16 protein-coding genes are annotated in these 15,726 nt (G+C 59.4%); 2 read left to right on the top strand and 14 right to left on the bottom strand.

Annotation, left to right across the window (positions count from 1 at the left end; all coding sequences use genetic code 11):
• Position 1: 1 nt before the first annotated feature.
• The 6 genes from ACYZUD_RS12575 to minC all read right to left on the bottom strand — a co-directional run bounded on the left by ACYZUD_RS12575 (position 2) and on the right by minC (position 4,747).
• A complete protein-coding gene (locus tag ACYZUD_RS12575) occupies positions 2 to 169 on the bottom strand; it encodes a hypothetical protein (protein WP_462025215.1) in 168 nt (55 codons plus the stop codon).
• Between the two features lie 282 nt (positions 170 to 451).
• Complete coding sequence (locus ACYZUD_RS12570; protein ID WP_462024291.1) at positions 452 to 1,741, bottom strand: M18 family aminopeptidase; 1,290 nt, start codon at positions 1,739 to 1,741, stop codon at positions 452 to 454.
• A 182-nt stretch (positions 1,742 to 1,923) separates the two neighbouring features.
• Positions 1,924 to 2,559: an RluA family pseudouridine synthase gene (locus tag ACYZUD_RS12565; protein ID WP_462024290.1), complete on the bottom strand. Its 636-nt coding sequence runs from the start codon at positions 2,557 to 2,559 to the stop codon at positions 1,924 to 1,926.
• 182 nt (positions 2,560 to 2,741) lie between these two features.
• Complete coding sequence (minE, locus tag ACYZUD_RS12560) at positions 2,742 to 2,996, bottom strand: cell division topological specificity factor MinE (protein ID WP_007898843.1); 255 nt, start codon at positions 2,994 to 2,996, stop codon at positions 2,742 to 2,744.
• Complete coding sequence (minD, locus tag ACYZUD_RS12555; protein ID WP_462024289.1) at positions 2,996 to 3,808, bottom strand: septum site-determining protein MinD; 813 nt, start codon at positions 3,806 to 3,808, stop codon at positions 2,996 to 2,998. The genes minE and minD overlap by 1 nt, the downstream gene beginning before the upstream one ends.
• Before the next feature lie 201 nt (positions 3,809 to 4,009).
• On the bottom strand, positions 4,010 to 4,747 hold the full coding sequence (gene minC, locus ACYZUD_RS12550; RefSeq protein WP_462024288.1) for a septum site-determining protein MinC: 738 nt from the start codon (positions 4,745 to 4,747) through the stop codon (positions 4,010 to 4,012).
• A 118-nt stretch (positions 4,748 to 4,865) separates the two neighbouring features.
• Here minC and ACYZUD_RS12545 point away from each other — a divergent pair, with 118 nt between their 5' ends.
• Both ACYZUD_RS12545 and ACYZUD_RS12540 read left to right on the top strand, forming a co-directional pair.
• Positions 4,866 to 5,798, top strand: coding sequence for a lipid A biosynthesis lauroyl acyltransferase (locus ACYZUD_RS12545; protein WP_462024287.1), 933 nt, complete (start codon positions 4,866 to 4,868; stop codon positions 5,796 to 5,798).
• 171 nt (positions 5,799 to 5,969) lie between these two features.
• Positions 5,970 to 7,142: a patatin-like phospholipase family protein gene (locus ACYZUD_RS12540; protein WP_462024286.1), complete on the top strand. Its 1,173-nt coding sequence runs from the start codon at positions 5,970 to 5,972 to the stop codon at positions 7,140 to 7,142.
• Positions 7,143 to 7,260: 118 nt separating this feature from the next.
• On the opposite strand, the gene ACYZUD_RS12535 is transcribed toward ACYZUD_RS12540, so the two are convergent.
• The 8 genes from ACYZUD_RS12535 to puuE all read right to left on the bottom strand — a co-directional run bounded on the left by ACYZUD_RS12535 (position 7,261) and on the right by puuE (position 15,378).
• Positions 7,261 to 8,046 carry an outer membrane protein OmpK gene (locus ACYZUD_RS12535; protein ID WP_462024285.1) on the bottom strand — a complete coding sequence of 262 codons (786 nt, stop codon included), beginning with the start codon at positions 8,044 to 8,046 and terminating at the stop codon, positions 7,261 to 7,263.
• A gap of 375 nt (positions 8,047 to 8,421) precedes the next feature.
• On the bottom strand, positions 8,422 to 9,207 hold the full coding sequence (locus tag ACYZUD_RS12530; RefSeq protein ID WP_462024284.1) for an outer membrane protein OmpK: 786 nt from the start codon (positions 9,205 to 9,207) through the stop codon (positions 8,422 to 8,424).
• A gap of 151 nt (positions 9,208 to 9,358) precedes the next feature.
• Positions 9,359 to 10,726, bottom strand: coding sequence for a nucleobase:cation symporter-2 family protein (locus tag ACYZUD_RS12525; protein ID WP_462024283.1), 1,368 nt, complete (start codon positions 10,724 to 10,726; stop codon positions 9,359 to 9,361).
• Between the two features lie 139 nt (positions 10,727 to 10,865).
• Entirely contained in the window at positions 10,866 to 12,170 is a 1,305-nt protein-coding gene (locus ACYZUD_RS12520; RefSeq protein WP_462024282.1) for a urate hydroxylase PuuD, read from the bottom strand.
• A 51-nt stretch (positions 12,171 to 12,221) separates the two neighbouring features.
• The gene (locus tag ACYZUD_RS12515) at positions 12,222 to 12,725 is read right to left on the bottom strand and encodes an ureidoglycolate lyase (protein ID WP_007988150.1); all 504 of its coding nucleotides are present in this window, start codon (positions 12,723 to 12,725) and stop codon (positions 12,222 to 12,224) included.
• Positions 12,726 to 12,846: 121 nt separating this feature from the next.
• Complete coding sequence (gene alc, locus ACYZUD_RS12510) at positions 12,847 to 13,842, bottom strand: allantoicase (protein ID WP_462024281.1); 996 nt, start codon at positions 13,840 to 13,842, stop codon at positions 12,847 to 12,849.
• Positions 13,843 to 13,939: 97 nt separating this feature from the next.
• Positions 13,940 to 14,455, bottom strand: coding sequence for a 2-oxo-4-hydroxy-4-carboxy-5-ureidoimidazoline decarboxylase (uraD, locus tag ACYZUD_RS12505; protein WP_462024280.1), 516 nt, complete (start codon positions 14,453 to 14,455; stop codon positions 13,940 to 13,942).
• The gene (gene puuE / locus ACYZUD_RS12500) at positions 14,452 to 15,378 is read right to left on the bottom strand and encodes an allantoinase PuuE (protein WP_462024279.1); all 927 of its coding nucleotides are present in this window, start codon (positions 15,376 to 15,378) and stop codon (positions 14,452 to 14,454) included. The genes uraD and puuE overlap by 4 nt, the downstream gene beginning before the upstream one ends.
• Positions 15,379 to 15,726 lie beyond the last annotated feature (348 nt).

Below are 15,726 nucleotides of genomic sequence, written 5' to 3'. Positions count from 1 at the left end.
TTTATTCGTTGAGTTTGGCGAGGATCTTGAAAACCACGGTGGCGAGGATGGTCAGCATGCCGATCCACATCGCGAACACCCCGGCGTTCTTGTCGCGAAAATTGAAGCCGATGGCCAGCAGGATCATCCCGCCAAGAATCGGGATCAGCATGGTGTGAAAGGAAGACATTGAGATCATGAGCGACTGCCTTGTCGAAAGGGGATAGTTAAAGTCTAGGTGGCTTTTGGGCGACCGGTGATGACGTGTATCAAAAATGAGTCAGAAGTGCAGCGAGACATCGGCGGCAAGGAGTTTCTGTGGCGAGGGGGCTCGCCCCCGTTGGGCTGCGCAGCAGCCCCAAAACCAGCAACCGTGATCCTTCAGGCAGACCGCATTCACTGGCTTTGCGACTGCTTCGCAGCCGAACGGAGGCAAGCCCCCTCGCCACAGGTTTGTCGCTGGATCAGTGAATTACGGCAACTCTTGGCAGGCGTAAAACGCGCTCAGCACTTTGACCAGGTGCGCCAGGTCATGGCTGCCGCACAGCTCGCGGATCGAGTGCATGGCGAACGTCGGCAGGCCGATGTCCACAGTGCGCACGCCCAGGTGGCTGGCGGTGATCGGGCCGATGGTCGAGCCGCAGCCCATGTCGCTGCGCACCACGAAGCTCTGCACCGGCACTTCTTCGGCCATGCACAGATGGCGGAAGAACCCGGCGGTTTCGCTGTTGGTGGCGTAGCGCTGGTTGCTGTTGACCTTGATCACCGGGCCGGCGTTGAGTTTCGGGCCGTGATTGGCGTCGTGCTTGTCGGCGTAATTGGGGTGCACACCGTGGGCGTTGTCGGCCGAGACCAGCAGGGATTTCTGAATGGTCCGTACGAATTCGTCACCCTCGGGCAGCAAACGACGCAGGGTTTGCTCCAGCATCGGGCCATCGGCGCCGCAGGCCGAGCAGGAACCGACTTCTTCGTGGTCGTTGCAGACCAGCACACAGGTTTCTTCGGTGTCGGTCGTCAGCAAGGCTTGCAGGCCGGCGTAGCACGACAGCAGGTTGTCCAGGCGCGCACCGGCGATGAAGTCGCCATGCAGGCCGATGATCGCAGCGCTTTGGGTGTCGTAGAAGCTCAGCTCGTAATCGAGCACCACGTCGGCGTTGAGGCCATGCTCCAGGGCCAGCTGGTTGGTGAGGACGGCGCGGAAGTCCACGCGTTCGTCACCGGCAAATTGCGCGAGGATCGGTGGCAATTCGGTCTGGGCATTGATGGCCCAACCCATGTTGGCTTCACGATTGAGGTGAATGGCCAGGTTTGGAATGATCGCGATCGGCGTCTTGAAGTCGATCAACTGGCTCTCGACCTTGCCGTCGCGGCGGAAGGTCACGCGGCCGGCCAAAGACAGATCACGGTCGAACCAAGGTGCCAGCAACGCGCCGCCATAGACTTCGACGCCCAGTTGCCAGAAGCCCTGGCGTTGCAGTTCCGGCTGGGGTTTGACCCGCAGGCACGGGCTGTCGGTATGGGCGCCGACCAGGCGAATACCGCCGTGCAGCGGTGAATGACGGCCCATCTTGATGGCGACAATCGAAGAGTCGTTACGGGTGACGTAGTAGCGACCGTTGGCTTCGGTGGTCCAGGGCTCGCGCTCGTCGAGACGTTGATAGCCCGCCGCTTCCAGGCGTTGAACAAGGCTGGCGGTGGCATGAAACGGGGTAGGGGAGGCCTTGAGGAAATCGATCAGGCCTTGGTTCAACTCTTCGCGCATAAGTAGCTCCAGACAGCAATGGCGCAAGTTTACCGTATTGATCGCAGAATTGGCGGCGCACTGCTGCTGTGGAAGATCCCTGTAGGAGCGAGCTTGCTCGCGATGGTGTATCAGCTACATTGGTGTCGACTGACACACCATCGTGAGCAAGCTCGCTCCTACAGGATTTGCCATGCGTGCGCCTAGAACGGTGCCGGGCACTCGAAGCGCAAGCGTTCACCGGTTTGAGGGTGGGTGAAGCTGAGCATGCTCGCGTGCAGGCACAGTCGTGGCCAGGCGGCCAGCGCCTGCTCGTGGGCGTAGAGCCCGTCACCCAGCAGCGGGTGGCCGATGGAGAGCATGTGCACGCGCAACTGATGGGAGCGGCCGGTGATCGGCGTCAGTTCAACGCGGCACCAGTCGCCGCAACGTTCCAGCACGCGCCAGAAGGTCAGGGCATTTTTGCCGAACTCATGATCTACCACGTGGCGCGGCTTGGTCGGCGGGTCATAGCGCAGGGGCAGATCGATGCTGCCGCTGTCCAGCTCCGGTTGTCCCCAGCACAGGGCGGTGTAGGCCTTTTCGGTTTCGCGGTCGTGAAATTGCCGAGACAGCTCGCGATGAGTGTCCGGATCGCGGGCCAGCAGAATGATGCCGGAGGTTTCCCAGTCCAGCCGATGGACGATTCGCGCTTCCGGGTAGCCGTTTTCTTGCAGGCGGGTAATCAGGCAGTCCTTGTTGTCATCGGCCCGGCCGGGGACAGAGAGCAACAGGGTCGGTTTGTTCACCACCAGTACGGCGGCGTCCTGATGGATGATGCTGATGTTGGACAACGGCATTAAAACAGCCTCGTAACAAACGCCAACGGCGGCTCAGAACCCAATGACCCCTGTAGGAGCTGCCGAAGGCTGCGATCTTTTGATTTTGCCTTTTTTGCAAGCAAGATCAAAAGATCGCAGCCTTCGGCAGCTCCTACAAAGGCCCGAAGGGCACTGAGCCGCCGTGGCTCCAGCCGGATCGACTAGCGATCTGGCAGGGTGATATTGAGTTCCAGAATCGAGCAGCTACCCTGGTTTTCCAGGGCGACGTGCACGTCATCGGACCCGATATTGACGTACTTGCGAATCACCTCGACCAGTTCCTTCTGCAAGGCTGGCAGGTAATCCGGCGTACTGCGCTGGCCGCGTTCATGCGCCACGATGATCTGTAGACGCTCTTTCGCTACCGACGCGGTGCTGACCTTTTTGCTGGCACGAAAGAAGTCAAAAAGATTCATTACCGACCTCCAAACAGGCGCTCGAAGAAGCCCTTCTTCGTAACATCGAGGAAACGATGCTCCACATCCTTGCCCAACAGGCGATCAACGGCATCGCTGTACGCCTGGCCGGCATCGCTCTGGTCGTCGAGAATCACCGGCACACCGGAGTTGGAAGCTTTTAGTACCGCCTGGGATTCGGGAATTACACCCAGCAGGGTGACAGCCAGAATCTCTTTGACGTCTTCGACGCCAAGCATTTCGCCGTCACTGACCCGTTGCGGGTTGTAGCGGGTCAGCAGCAAGTGTTCCTTGATCGGCTCTTCGCCGTTTTCAGCGCGGCGCGATTTGCTGGCCAGCAGGCCCAGCATACGGTCCGAGTCACGTACCGAGGAGACTTCCGGGTTGGTCACGACAATCGCTTCATCCGCGAAGTACATGGCCAGGTGAGCACCTTTCTCGATGCCGGCCGGGGAGTCGCAGACCACGAATTCGAAGTCTTCCTTGAGTGCCATCAGGACTTTTTCCACGCCTTCCACGGTCAGCGCGTCTTTGTCGCGGGTCTGACTGGCGGCCAGTACGTAGAGGTTTTCCAGGCGTTTGTCTTTGATCAGGGCTTGTTGCAGGTTGGCTTCGCCGTTGACCACGTTGACGAAGTCATACACCACGCGACGCTCGCAACCCATGATCAGGTCGAGGTTACGCAAGCCGACGTCGAAGTCGACGATGACTGTTTTGTGACCGCGCAGTGCGAGGCCGGTACCGATAGCAGCACTGGTGGTGGTCTTACCCACACCACCCTTGCCGGATGTAACCACGAGAATCTTGGCCAAGGTGTTTCACCCCTAAGGAAAAAGGACATTTAGCCCCTGAAAAACATCTCTAGAAAAACTACTGCAGTCGGACAGCCTTGGCTGGAATCCGGTCCATAACGGCACTTACCTCCGGTAAACACTGCTTTTGGCCTTTTTCCTACTTCGTTTGAGCCGTTTTCGCTACGTTTTAGAGATGCTTGGAAAATGCGGCAGTATCCGTTAAAGCCGAATGATGTTCAACACATCGCCCGACAGGCTGACCTGTACACCCGCCCCCCACAAAGGGTCGCGACGCAGATCCTCCGAAACCTTGTAGTGGCCTGCGATGGAGACCAGTTCAGCGCTCATTTGCTGACAGAAAATCCGGGCTTTCGTGTCGCCTTTGACCCCGGCCAACACGCGACCGCGCATCGGGCCGTATACATGGATGTTCCCATCGGCGAGAAGTTCCGCCCCCGGGCTGACCGACGAGATCACGACCAGATCGCAACCCTGGGCATAGATCTGCTGGCCACCGCGCACGGGCGACGTGATGATCTTGGTCGGTTTGATGGTCGGCTCCGGTGGTTTTTCCGGTTTTTTCTTGACTTCGCCTTCGTGCGGATCGAGTGCACGTTCCCGGGCGCCGGACGGCGGCAGCACCGGCAGGTCGACCGCGATGGCCGCGGCGATGTCTTCGATGCGACTGGCGCGGATCGCCAGGGTGCGCAGGCCGTGCTGGCGACAGACGCGCATCAGGCCCGGCAGATCGACCGCGCCTTCGCTGGCCGGGAGCTTGTCCAGCGCCAGTACCAGCGGCGCGTTGCTGAAGAAGTTAGGCGCCTGGGCAACCTTGGCGGCCAGTTGCCGATCAAGGTTCTCGAGGTCGTTGCGGGCCAGCTCCAGCACGGTAATGGCGAGCATGCTGCCCTTCAACTGGAACACGGGCTCTTGGTCTAGCAGATCGGTTTGGCTCATGGTCGGCATACAACGGCTTGTCACTAAAAGTGCCGAGACTTATAACGAGAACGCTCGCGAGCCGCAAGCCGGGTCGAACGATGTAGAATGCGCGGCCATCGTCTTTCCGGAACCTTTAATGGATCGCCCGCGTTTTCGAAAAACATTTCTGATGCCGCGTTTCTGGCCGCTGTGGTGTGGCCTGGGGCTGTTGTGGCTGATTGTTCAGTTGCCGTACCCGGCGTTGCTGTTTATCGGTCGCGCCCTGGGCGCATTGATGTATCGCCTGGCCGGCGACCGACGGCGCATTGCCAAGCGCAACCTTGAACTGTGTTTCCCTGAAAAGTCCGCCGCCGAGCGCAAGCGCCTGCTCAAGGAAAACTTTGCCTCCACCGGCATCGCCTTCTTTGAAATGGCCATGAGCTGGTGGTGGTCCCGTGAGCGTCTGGCGAGGCTGGCCCATGTCGAAGGGCTGGAACATCTGAAAAAAGCCCAGCGCGAGGGCAAGGGCGTGATTCTGATGGCCGTGCATTTCACCACGCTGGAAATTGGCGCGGCGCTGCTCGGCCAGCAACACACCATCGACGGCATGTACCGCGAGCACAAGAACCCGCTGTTCGATTACATCCAGCGCAATGGCCGCGAGCGGCATAACCTCGATTCGTTGGCCGTGGAGCGTGAAGACGTGCGCGGCATGCTCAAGCTGCTGCGGGCCGGCCGGGCGATCTGGTACGCACCCGATCAGGACTACGGCGCCAAGCAGAGCATTTTCGTGCCGTTGTTCGGCATTCAGGCCGCCACCGTCACCGCCACCAGCAAGTTTGCGCGGCTGGGCAAGGCGTTGGTCGTGCCGTTCACTCAGGAACGTCTGGCGGATGGCAGCGGTTATCGTTTGGTCATCCATGCGCCGCTGGAGGGTTTCCCCGGCGAAACCGAAGAAGCCGACTGCCTGCGGATCAACCAATGGATCGAAGGCGTCTTGCGCGAATGCCCGGAGCAATACCTCTGGGCCCATCGCCGCTTCAAGAGCCGTCCGCCGGGCGAGCCCAAGCTGTACAAAAAACGCGGTTGAACCACGATCCCCTGTAGGAGCGAGCTTGCTCGCGAGAAACTTAAAACCACCGCGGGGTGTCAGGCTGCCAATGTCATCGTTGACGACCTTCGCGAGCAAGCTCGCTCCTACAGGTCTCGTGTAGACAGGGTTGGAGCAATGAAATCCCATCAAGCACCATGGAGCGTTGCGATGAGTCCTGCTGAACCGGTTACGGGGTTGATTCTTTCCGGCGGCGGGGCTCGGGCGGCCTATCAGGTAGGCGTGTTGGCGGCAATTGCCGAACTGCTGCCGGTGGGTGCCAGCAATCCGTTTCCGGTGATCGTCGGCACCTCGGCCGGGGCGATCAACGCGGTCAGCCTCGCCAGCGGGGCCATGGATTTTCGCGGTGCCATCGAACGGCTGACCGCGTTCTGGCAGGGTTTTCGCAGTCATCTGGTGCTGCGCAGCGATTGGCCGGGCGTGATCCATCAGGCCAGCCGCTTTGTCAGCCACAGCTTGCTCGGCATCGGCGCTCAGGTACCGGTGGCCTTGCTCAACAGCTCGCCGCTGCGCGGGTTGCTCAACGACAAACTGCACATGAGCGGCATCGCCGAAGCCATCGCGCAAAAGCAGTTGCAGGCCGTCGCGGTCACGGCGTTTGGCTACGAATCCGGTCAGGCGGTGACGTTCTATCAGGGAGGTGGCACCATCGACGCATGGTTGCGCCATCGGCGAATCGGTGTGCCGACGCAATTGACGGTCGAACATTTGTTGGCGAGTTCCGCCATCCCCTTACTGTTCGCACCGGTGAAACTCGGCGAGGAGTACTTCGGCGACGGCGCGGTACGCCAATCGGCACCGATCAGCCCGGCGCTGCACCTGGGCGCCAGCCGGGTGCTGGTGGTGGGTGTCAGCGGCAACCCGCGCGGCGTCGACCCGGAACAGCCGCTGCAACGCGCCTATACCGGTCAGCAGCCGACCCTGGCGCAGATCGGTGGGCACATGCTCAACAGTACGTTCATTGACAGCCTGGAAAGTGACATCGAGTTGCTGCAGCGGCTCAATCAGTTCAGTCACCTGCTGCCCGATGGCACGCCGACTCGTGCGCTGGGTGTGGCGCCGGTGGAGGTGCTGGTGATTTCCCCGAGCCAGCCGATCGATGAGATCGCCGCGCGTCATCGGCAGGAATTGCCCGCGGCGCTACGGTTGTTTCTGCGCGGGCCGGGGGCGACCAAGACCAGCGGGGCAGGGGTGTTGAGTTATTTGCTGTTTGAGGCGGGGTATTGCAGCGAGTTGATTGATTTGGGGCGGCGCGATGCGTTGGCCAAGCGTGGGGAGTTGTGCCGGTTTCTCGGGTTGGCGGAGCCGGTGGTTCCGGCTTGAGATTGACGGTGCGGCTATCGCGAGCAAGCCCGCTCCCACATTTGAGCGGTGGTGTTCACAAATAGTGTGTTCACAGGTGATCGAATGTGGGAGCGGGCTTGCTCGCGATGCTTTTGACTTAGAAGTGAAACTTCACCAGGAAGCTCGTAGTGCTCTGATCAGTCTTGAAGTACTGACTATCTTTGATCCCGTACTTGTCCGACCAATAGTCATACTCCACACCCACATACAACTGCTTCTCACCAAAATTCAACGCTTTACCCAAGTCATATTTAACCTGTGGGTTGAAGTGCAGATTCGCGTGGTAATCGCCTTTGGAATTCGAGTCGTTGTCGACCACCCAGTCCATAAAACCATCGATCAGGATGCTCGAATCCCCAACCGGAATGGTGTAGGACCAGACCGGCGTAATTTGCCAGACGTTGTCACCCGCGCGGCTGCCCTCGGTGTGACGCTGATAGAAGTTCAACTGGAAGTAATCAAAGCCCGGAATTGCCAGGTCGAAACCCGGGCCGATCAAGTAGGACTCGGTATCGCCTTCACCAAACTCGTACGTCATGGCCAGCAGCACATCTTTGACCGGACCAAACTCGATCTTCTGGTCGAAGATTTTGCCGAACGACAAACGCGGGCTGATCTCGCCGTAGTAGGTGTTCGGGCCGACACCGCCATCTTCCTTCCCGTTGTAGAAGATCTTGTCGACGAACAGGAAGTTATCCCCATATTTCCAGCCATCGGCGTGTTCGAAGGTCACGGTTTGCTGAATGCGCGGGTTGACCTGGAAGTCCTTGCCATACAGGTAGGTCAGGCTGTTGTTCTGCCATTGCAGCAAGTCGCCGGCCATGGCCTGGCCCCCGGCCAGCAAGGATCCCGCCAGCATCAGGCTAGTGCACGTACGTTTCATTCGGTTGCTCCCAAAAAGTAGGTGGTTCCACGTTATTTTTTTAAGGTCGGCGCTCTGGTGTGGCGCCTTTATCTGTAGCGGTAAAAAATCATCCATTCGGTCAGCTTTAGTGCTGTTAGCAAAAGCTGGGCCAAGGCTTTCGAAAAGCAAAAAAACTCCCGTTCGGCTGCTCGAAAACAGTCGATTGAGAGGGGGGTGGATTGCCTTGGTACCGTCCAGGGCCGGGATAAGTTGGCTTTCTGGTCAGGAATTAAATCCGGGCTTTTTTTTAAAGCGGATTCAGGCTGCCGCGGAGAATACTGACTCCTTGGCCAGGTCTCAAGTGCCCCGCAACAGCGCACCGACGACAGGTTTGGGGCACGGTTGCGGGCCATCTTAAAAGTGCACCTTCACCAGCAGGCTGGCGGTGTTTTGATGGGTGTCCAGGTTCGAGCGGTTTTCGACCCCATACTTGTTCTTCCAGTAACTGTATTCGGTGCCGACGTAGAACTGTTTCTGGCCCCAGCCCAAGGCTTTGCCGAGGTCATACTTGATCTGCGGATTGATGTGCAAGTTGGCGTGGTAAGTGCCGCGGGAGTTCTGGTCGTTGTCGACGACCCAATCCAGATAACCATCGATCAGCAAGTCCGAGTTGCCCAACGGAATGCTGTAGGACCAGGCCGGCGTGATCTGCCAGACGCCGTCGCCGGGGCGCGGGCCTTCGGTCTGGCGGCGATAGAGGTTCAGGGTGAAATAGTTGAAGCCCGGCACCGCGAGGTCGAAGCCGGGGCCGATCAGGTAGGCCTCGCTGTCGCCTTCGCCGTACTCGTAAGTCATGGCCAGCAGCACGTCCTTGATCGGGCCAAACTCGAAGCGGCGGTCGAGGATCTTGCCGAAGGACAGGCGCGGGCTGAACTCGCCGTAAAACGCGTGAGGACCTTTATTCCGGTCCTCTTCGCCGTTGTAGAAGATCTTGTCGACGAACAGGAAGTTGTCGCCGTACTTCCATTTGTCGGCGTGCTCGAACGTCACCGTCTGTTGGATAGATGGGTTGATCGCGAAGTTCTTGCCGTACAGGTAGCTCAGGCTGTTGGTCTGCCAGAGCAATAAATCGCCGGCCATGGCTTGGCTGGCGGCCAGAAGACCACCGCCCAACAGCATGTTTGTCTGTGTCCGAATCATCTGTTGCTCCCTCTTGTTTTTATTCTTCAAGGCGCAGGTGTGCCTGACCTGTGGGAGCGAGCCTGCTCGCGAAGGGGCCATCGGCTTCAACATCACTGTTGACTGATATACCGCTTTCGCGAGTAGGCTCGCTCCCACAGGTTTTGTGGCTTTAGTCTGTTAATGCGGGGGGGGCGTGGCAGTCGTTGATGGTCGCGCGTTCGGCGCCGCCGAGGATGTTGAACAGCAGGTTCAGCGTCAGCGCACTCAGCGTGGCCATGGCGATTCCGCTATGGGTGATCGGGCTCATCCACAACGGCAGGTGCGCGAAGAACTCCGGGCGCACCACCGGGATCAGCCCCATGCCGATGCTCACCGCTACCAGCAACTGGTTGCGACGGTCACCGATGTCGGCTTCCTGAAGAATCTTGATCCCGGTGGCGGCGACCATGCCGAACATCGCGATGGCCGCGCCGCCCAGTACTGCCGGGGGAATCGACGCGACCAGAAACGCCGCTTTTGGCAACAGGCTCAACACCACCAGCAAGCCACCGGCGACGATGGTCACCGAACGGCAACGCACGCCGGTCATCTGCACCAGGCCGATGTTCTGGGCGAACGAGGAGTGAGTAAAGGTGTTGAAGAACCCGGCGAAGAACGACGCGCCGGCATCGCACAGCAAACCGCGACGCAGCATCCGTGGGCAGACTTCCTGGCCGGTGATTTTGCCCAGCGCGAGGAACATCCCGGTGGACTCGACGAAGATGATCACCACCACCAGGCACATGGAAAGGATTGGTGCGAGTTCAAACGTCGGCATGCCGAAATGCAGCGGAGTGACGATCTGCAACCACGGCGCTTCGGCCATGCCGCTGAGGTCGACCATGCCGATTAACCCGCAGATCACGTAGCCCAGGCACATGCCGATCAGCACGGAAATGTTGACCCAGAAACCGCGCATGAAGCGATGGACCAACAGAATGGTCGCCAGCACCAGCGCGGCGATGGCCAGGTAAATCGGTGAGCCGAATTGCGCGGCGCTAGCACCGCCGCCGGCCCAGTTCACGGCCACGGGGAACAGCGACAAACCGATCGAGGTGATGACTGTGCCGGTCACCAGAGGCGGGAAGAACCGAACGACTTTGGACATGAACGGCGCGATGATCATGCCGAAGAAGCCGGCGGCGATGGTCGCACCGAAGATCCCCTGCATGCCGATGCCGGGCATGCCAGCCATGGCGACCATGCTGCCGACGGCGGCGAAACTGGCGCCCATCATCACCGGCATGCGGATGCCCATCGGCCCGATGCCCAGCGACTGCACAATGGTGGCGATCCCGGCCACCAGCAGGTCGGCGTTGATCAGGAAGGCGATTTCTTCACGACTCAGGCCAGCGGCCTGTCCGATGATCAGCGGCACGGCGATGGCGCCGCCGTACATCAGCAGAACGTGTTGCAGACCGACCAGAATCAGCTGCAAAAGGGGTAATCGCTGAATGGCGGGTGCGTCGGGGATGCGCGCTTCGGATAGCTCGGACATGCAACACCTCGGATCTTTTTTATTCTTGTGATTATTTGCATCAGGTAGACCGCGTTGCGGCCATTCGCGAGCAGGCTCGCTCCCACACAGACAGTGCAAAACCTGTGGGAGCGAGCCTGCTCGCGAAGCTTTTCGCTACTTAATTGGTTGGAGCGCCCTGAACAATCCACGCACCGATCAGGTCACGTTCCTGCTGGGTCATCTGGGTGATGTTGCCCAGTGGCATGATCTGGCTGGTGACGGCTTGCGCCTGGATGCGCGCCGCGTTCTGGCGGATCTGCTCGGGTGTGTCGAACATCACACCACCCGGTGCGGCACTGAACAGCGGGCTGGTCGGTTTGGCCGAGTGGCAGACCGTGCAGCGTTCCTGGATCACGTTGTGCACCTTGTCAAAGCCCGGGCCGGCATTTGACGCTTGGGCCGGTGCAGTTTCAGGTGCCGTCGCGGGTGCGGCGTCAGCCGGTTTCTTGCCACCGCCGAGGGCGGTTTCCGGCAGCGGCTGGTACTCGATGACGCCAGCTGCTTTGGCTACTTCAGGGGCGCTGGACATCGGCTTCGGACCGGAGACGTAAGCCAGGCAAATCATGCCCACCGCTGCCACGGGCAGGGTCCAGGCATATTTGTGGCTGTCGTGACGGGTGTTGAAGTAGTGACGCACCAACACCGCCAGCACCGCGATCCCGGCCAGGATCAGCCAGTTGTACTGACTGCCGTAGGTGCTCGGGAAGTGGTTGCTGATCATGATGAACAGCACCGGCAAGGTGAAGTAGTTGTTGTGACGCGAACGCAGCAAACCTTTGGCCGGCAGTGCCGGATCGGGCGTGCGGTTCTCGGCAATCGCGGCCACCAGTGCGCGCTGGGCTGGCATGATGATGCGGAACACGTTGCCGACCATGATGGTGCCGATGATCGCGCCGACGTGCAGGTACGCACCACGGCCGCTGAACACTTTGCTGAAACCATAAGCGGCGCCAATGATCAGCACGAACAGGATGAAACCGAGCAGGGCAGGGCGTTTGCCCAAGGCCGAATCGCAAAGGAAGGAGTAGATGAACCAGCCGACGAACAGCGAAGCGATGCCCAGTGCGACCCCTTCAGGGCCGGTCAGGCTGCTGCCCGGTGCCAGCAGGTACAGCGTCGGGTTGGAGTAGAACACCACGCACAGCAGCGCGATCCCCGACAACCAGGTGAAGTAGGCTTCCCATTTGAACCAGTGCAGGTTGTCCGGCATGGTCGGTGGGGCCAGTTTGTATTTTTCCAGGTGGTAGATACCGCCGCCATGGATCGCCCACAAATCGCCCGCCAGACCGCTTTTCGGGTTGACCCGATTGAGGTTGTTTTCCAGCCAGACGAAATAGAACGAAGCGCCGATCCAGGCCACGCCAGTAATCATGTGAACCCAGCGCACGCTCAGGTTCAGCCATTCCAACAGATGTGCTTCCACAGTCTTTACCTCTCGCCCGTCACGCTTGTTGTCGCGTGATCGGACCTTCTCTTATTGGTGGGGGGCGAGGATCAAACGCTCATCCTCTTTGAAAAAATGCTCATCGCAGTTATTGCCTGTGCCACTGCGATCAACCACCAGGAAGTCATCCCGCTTTTCGATCGTCAGCACCGGGTGGTGCCAGACGCCGCGATGGTAATTAATGCCCTGCCTGCCGTTGGTGACGAAGGCGCGGACCAAGCCTGATACAGGTTCATCGCCAAGTGGCGCGACCACGATCAGAAAGGGGTTGCCGAGCAGCGGAATGAACGCCTGGCTGCCCAGCGGGTGACGCTCCAGCATGCTGACGGTCAGCGGCATGTCCTGCGCGTCGGCGCGGAAGATGCTGATGATCGCTTTGTCCTCTGGCGTGGCGGTTTCAACCGTCGCCAGTTTGTGAAAGCGCATGGTCGAACCGTTGTTGATCATGAAGTGATCGCTACCGTCGGTTTCGATCACGTCACCGAAAGGGGCGAAGGCTTCTTTGGTCAGCGGTTCAATCGTCAGTGTGCGCATGCTGGTCTTCTTACCTTGAATTCGTTGTTGTCTGTTCTATCGCTATCGCGAGCAGGCTCGCTCCCACATTTGAAATGCATTCCCCTGTGGGAGCGAGCCTGCTCGCGAATGGCCGCGCCGCTTACTTAGCGACCTTGCCCAAAACGCGCAAGCGACTCACACCACCATCCGGGAACACATTCAGGCGGATGTGGGTAATCGGGCCCAGTGCCTTGATCTGCTCGGCAAAGGTGTGTTCGGCGTGCATTTCCAGTTTCTGCGCCGGCAACAGTTCACGCCAGAACAGCGATTGGGTTTCGATCTGGCTGTCGGTGCCGCCCTTCACGAACGCGCCCTGGATCGAGCAAGTGTCCGGGTAGTTTCCCTTGAAGTGCAGGGTGTCGACGATGACTTTCTCGATTTCGCCCGCATGGCCCAGCGCGACGATGACCCAGTCATTGCCCGGCGTACGACGACGTGCGGTTTCCCAGCCATCGCCCATGTTGATGCCGCGGCCAGGGTTGAGGATGTTGCTCATGCGGCCGAAGTGTTCGTCGGAGCAGGCGAGGGCGCGGCCACCGTTGAGGGCGGCTGCCAGGTCGATCTGCTCGTTGTCGCCCACAGCGGACCAGTCGCGGAACGGAATACCGTAAACACGCAGACGGGCCACGCCACCATCCGGGTAGATGTTGAAGCGCAGGTGGCTGAAGGCCTGGTCGTTGTTGATTTCGTGGTAGTGGTGGCTGTTGCCTTGCAGCTCGACGGCCGACAGCACTTCAGTCCACTGAGTGTTTTCGTCCGGCTCGCCCGAGGCCAGGAAGCAGGCTTCCAGCGAAGCCGATGGCGGGAAGTTGCCGGTGAAGAATGAAGTGTCGATGTCCACGCCTTTGATCGAGCCTGGCACGCCCAGGCGGATCACGGCGCTGTCGTAGCCTTCGAAGCGCTTGCGGCGCGACTCCCAGCCGTCCATCCACTTGCCGTTGTCATCGAACACGCCCTCCTTCCACACCGCCGGGGTCGGCTGGAACAGGCGGTTGGCATCAGCGAACCAGTCATCGGTGACCGAGATGATTTTGGTGCCCAGACGGGCGTCGGCCAGGTCGACGAACTTCTCGAAAGGTACGGCGTAAGCTTTCATTCTTCTTGTCTGCCTTTAATTAGTTGGCTTGGGATGCTTGCTGCCCTTGGTGTCTTCGCCTTTTAAACACCCGGGTACTTTTTACAAGGGCAGCTCGCTATAGGGTCAGTAAACGGAACAAGGCAATCTTGTTGATCTCCGCCAGCGCACATTTGAATTCGGTATCTGCCGAGTTGTGAATGCGCGTTTCGAACGCCGCGAGGATCTGATGCCGGTTGCTGCCTTTTACCGCCATGATGAAGGGAAACTTGAACTTGGCCTTGTAGGCGTCGTTCAGCTCGGTGAAGCGCTGGAACTCTTCGGCCGTGCATTGGTGAATACCGGCGCCAGCCTGTTCATTCGTGCTGGCTTCGGTCAGTTGGCCCTGGACGGCGGCTTTGCCCGCCAGGTCCGGGTGAGCATTGATCAGGGCCAGTTGACTGGCGTGATCGGCGCTCAACAGGATGTCGCTCATGCGCTGGTGCAGGGTTTCGATCTCATCGATCGCAGCGTCCTGGCCCAGGTCGAAGGTCTTCTCGGCCACCCATGGCGAATGTTCGTAGATGTCGGCGAAAGCGGCGACAAACGCGTCGCGGCTCAGGGTCGAGGGCTTTAGTGTCTGGAAGTGGCTCATTTCGCAGCCCCTTGGTACGGGTGGGTTTGGTGCCAGTGGCGAGCGATGTCGACGCGGCGGCTGAACCACACCTGTTCATGACTTTTAGCGTATTCGATAAAGCGTTTGAGCGAGGCCAGGCGCGCCGGACGGCCGATCAGACGGCAGTGCAGGCCGATCGACAACATCTTCGGCGCCTCGGCGCCTTCGGCGTACAGCACGTCGAACGCGTCTTTGAGGTATTCGAAGAAATCGTCGCCCTTGTTGAAACCCTGGACCTGGGTGAAGCGCATGTCGTTGGTGTCCAGCGTATACGGGATCACCAAATGCGGTTTGCCGGTCGGGTTGTTCGGTTCCCAGTAGGGCAGGTCGTCGTCGTAGGTGTCGCAGTCGTAGAGGAAACCGCCTTCTTCCATCACCAGGCGACGGGTGTTCGGGCCGGTGCGGCCGGTGTACCAGCCCAGCGGGCGTTCACCGGTGATTTCGGTAAGGATGCGGATCGCTTCGAGCATGTGCTCACGTTCCTGCGCTTCGTCCATGTACTGGTAGTCGATCCAACGATAGCCGTGGCTGCAGATCTCGTGACCGGCATCGACCATCGCGCGGATCACGTCCGGGTGGCGCTGGGCGGCCATGGCCACGGCGAAGATGGTCAGCGGAATGTCGAATTCCTTGAACAGTTTCAGAATCCGCCAGACGCCGGCACGGCTGCCATACTCGTAAAGGGATTCCATGCTCATGTTGCGCGCGCCTTGCAGCGGCTGCGCCGAGACCATTTCCGAAAGGAAGGCTTCGGATTCTTTATCGCCGTGCAGGATGTTGCGCTCGCCGCCTTCTTCGTAATTGAGCACGAAGGACAGGGCGATGCGGGCATTGCCCGGCCAGTGTGGGTGAGGAGGGTTACTGCCGTAACCGATCAGGTCGCGTGGGTAGTCAGCGCTCACTGCAGTCTTCCTTCTTATTCGTGGCTTTTACAAAGTCAGGGTTGTGTGGCGGCCTGGCGATGAGATGACAGGCTGGCGTCACAGTGATGGGCTGATTGTATACAACTTTATATCCACTTTGTAAGCCTGATTTTTTGCATTTTTCATCAGCTGTCATCTTCACATGTTATTGCAAGAAACCTGCCCGATTGGTCAGCTAATGGATGAAAGGTCCTTTGATTGTATGGTTTTCCGACGGATTCGCCGAGAAACCCTGGATGGCGTTGGTGGCGGTAAAAATGTCGTTTTTATTGTGTACAATTTTTTTGAAAAATGTCTTAATCAGTCGCTCGCCGCAGCTTTTCGTGC

The sequence above is a fragment of the Pseudomonas sp. XS1P51 genome, from assembly GCF_054897845.1.
The sequence above is the reverse complement of the archived record's forward strand: the minus strand, read 5'-3'. Positions and strand labels throughout refer to the sequence as shown.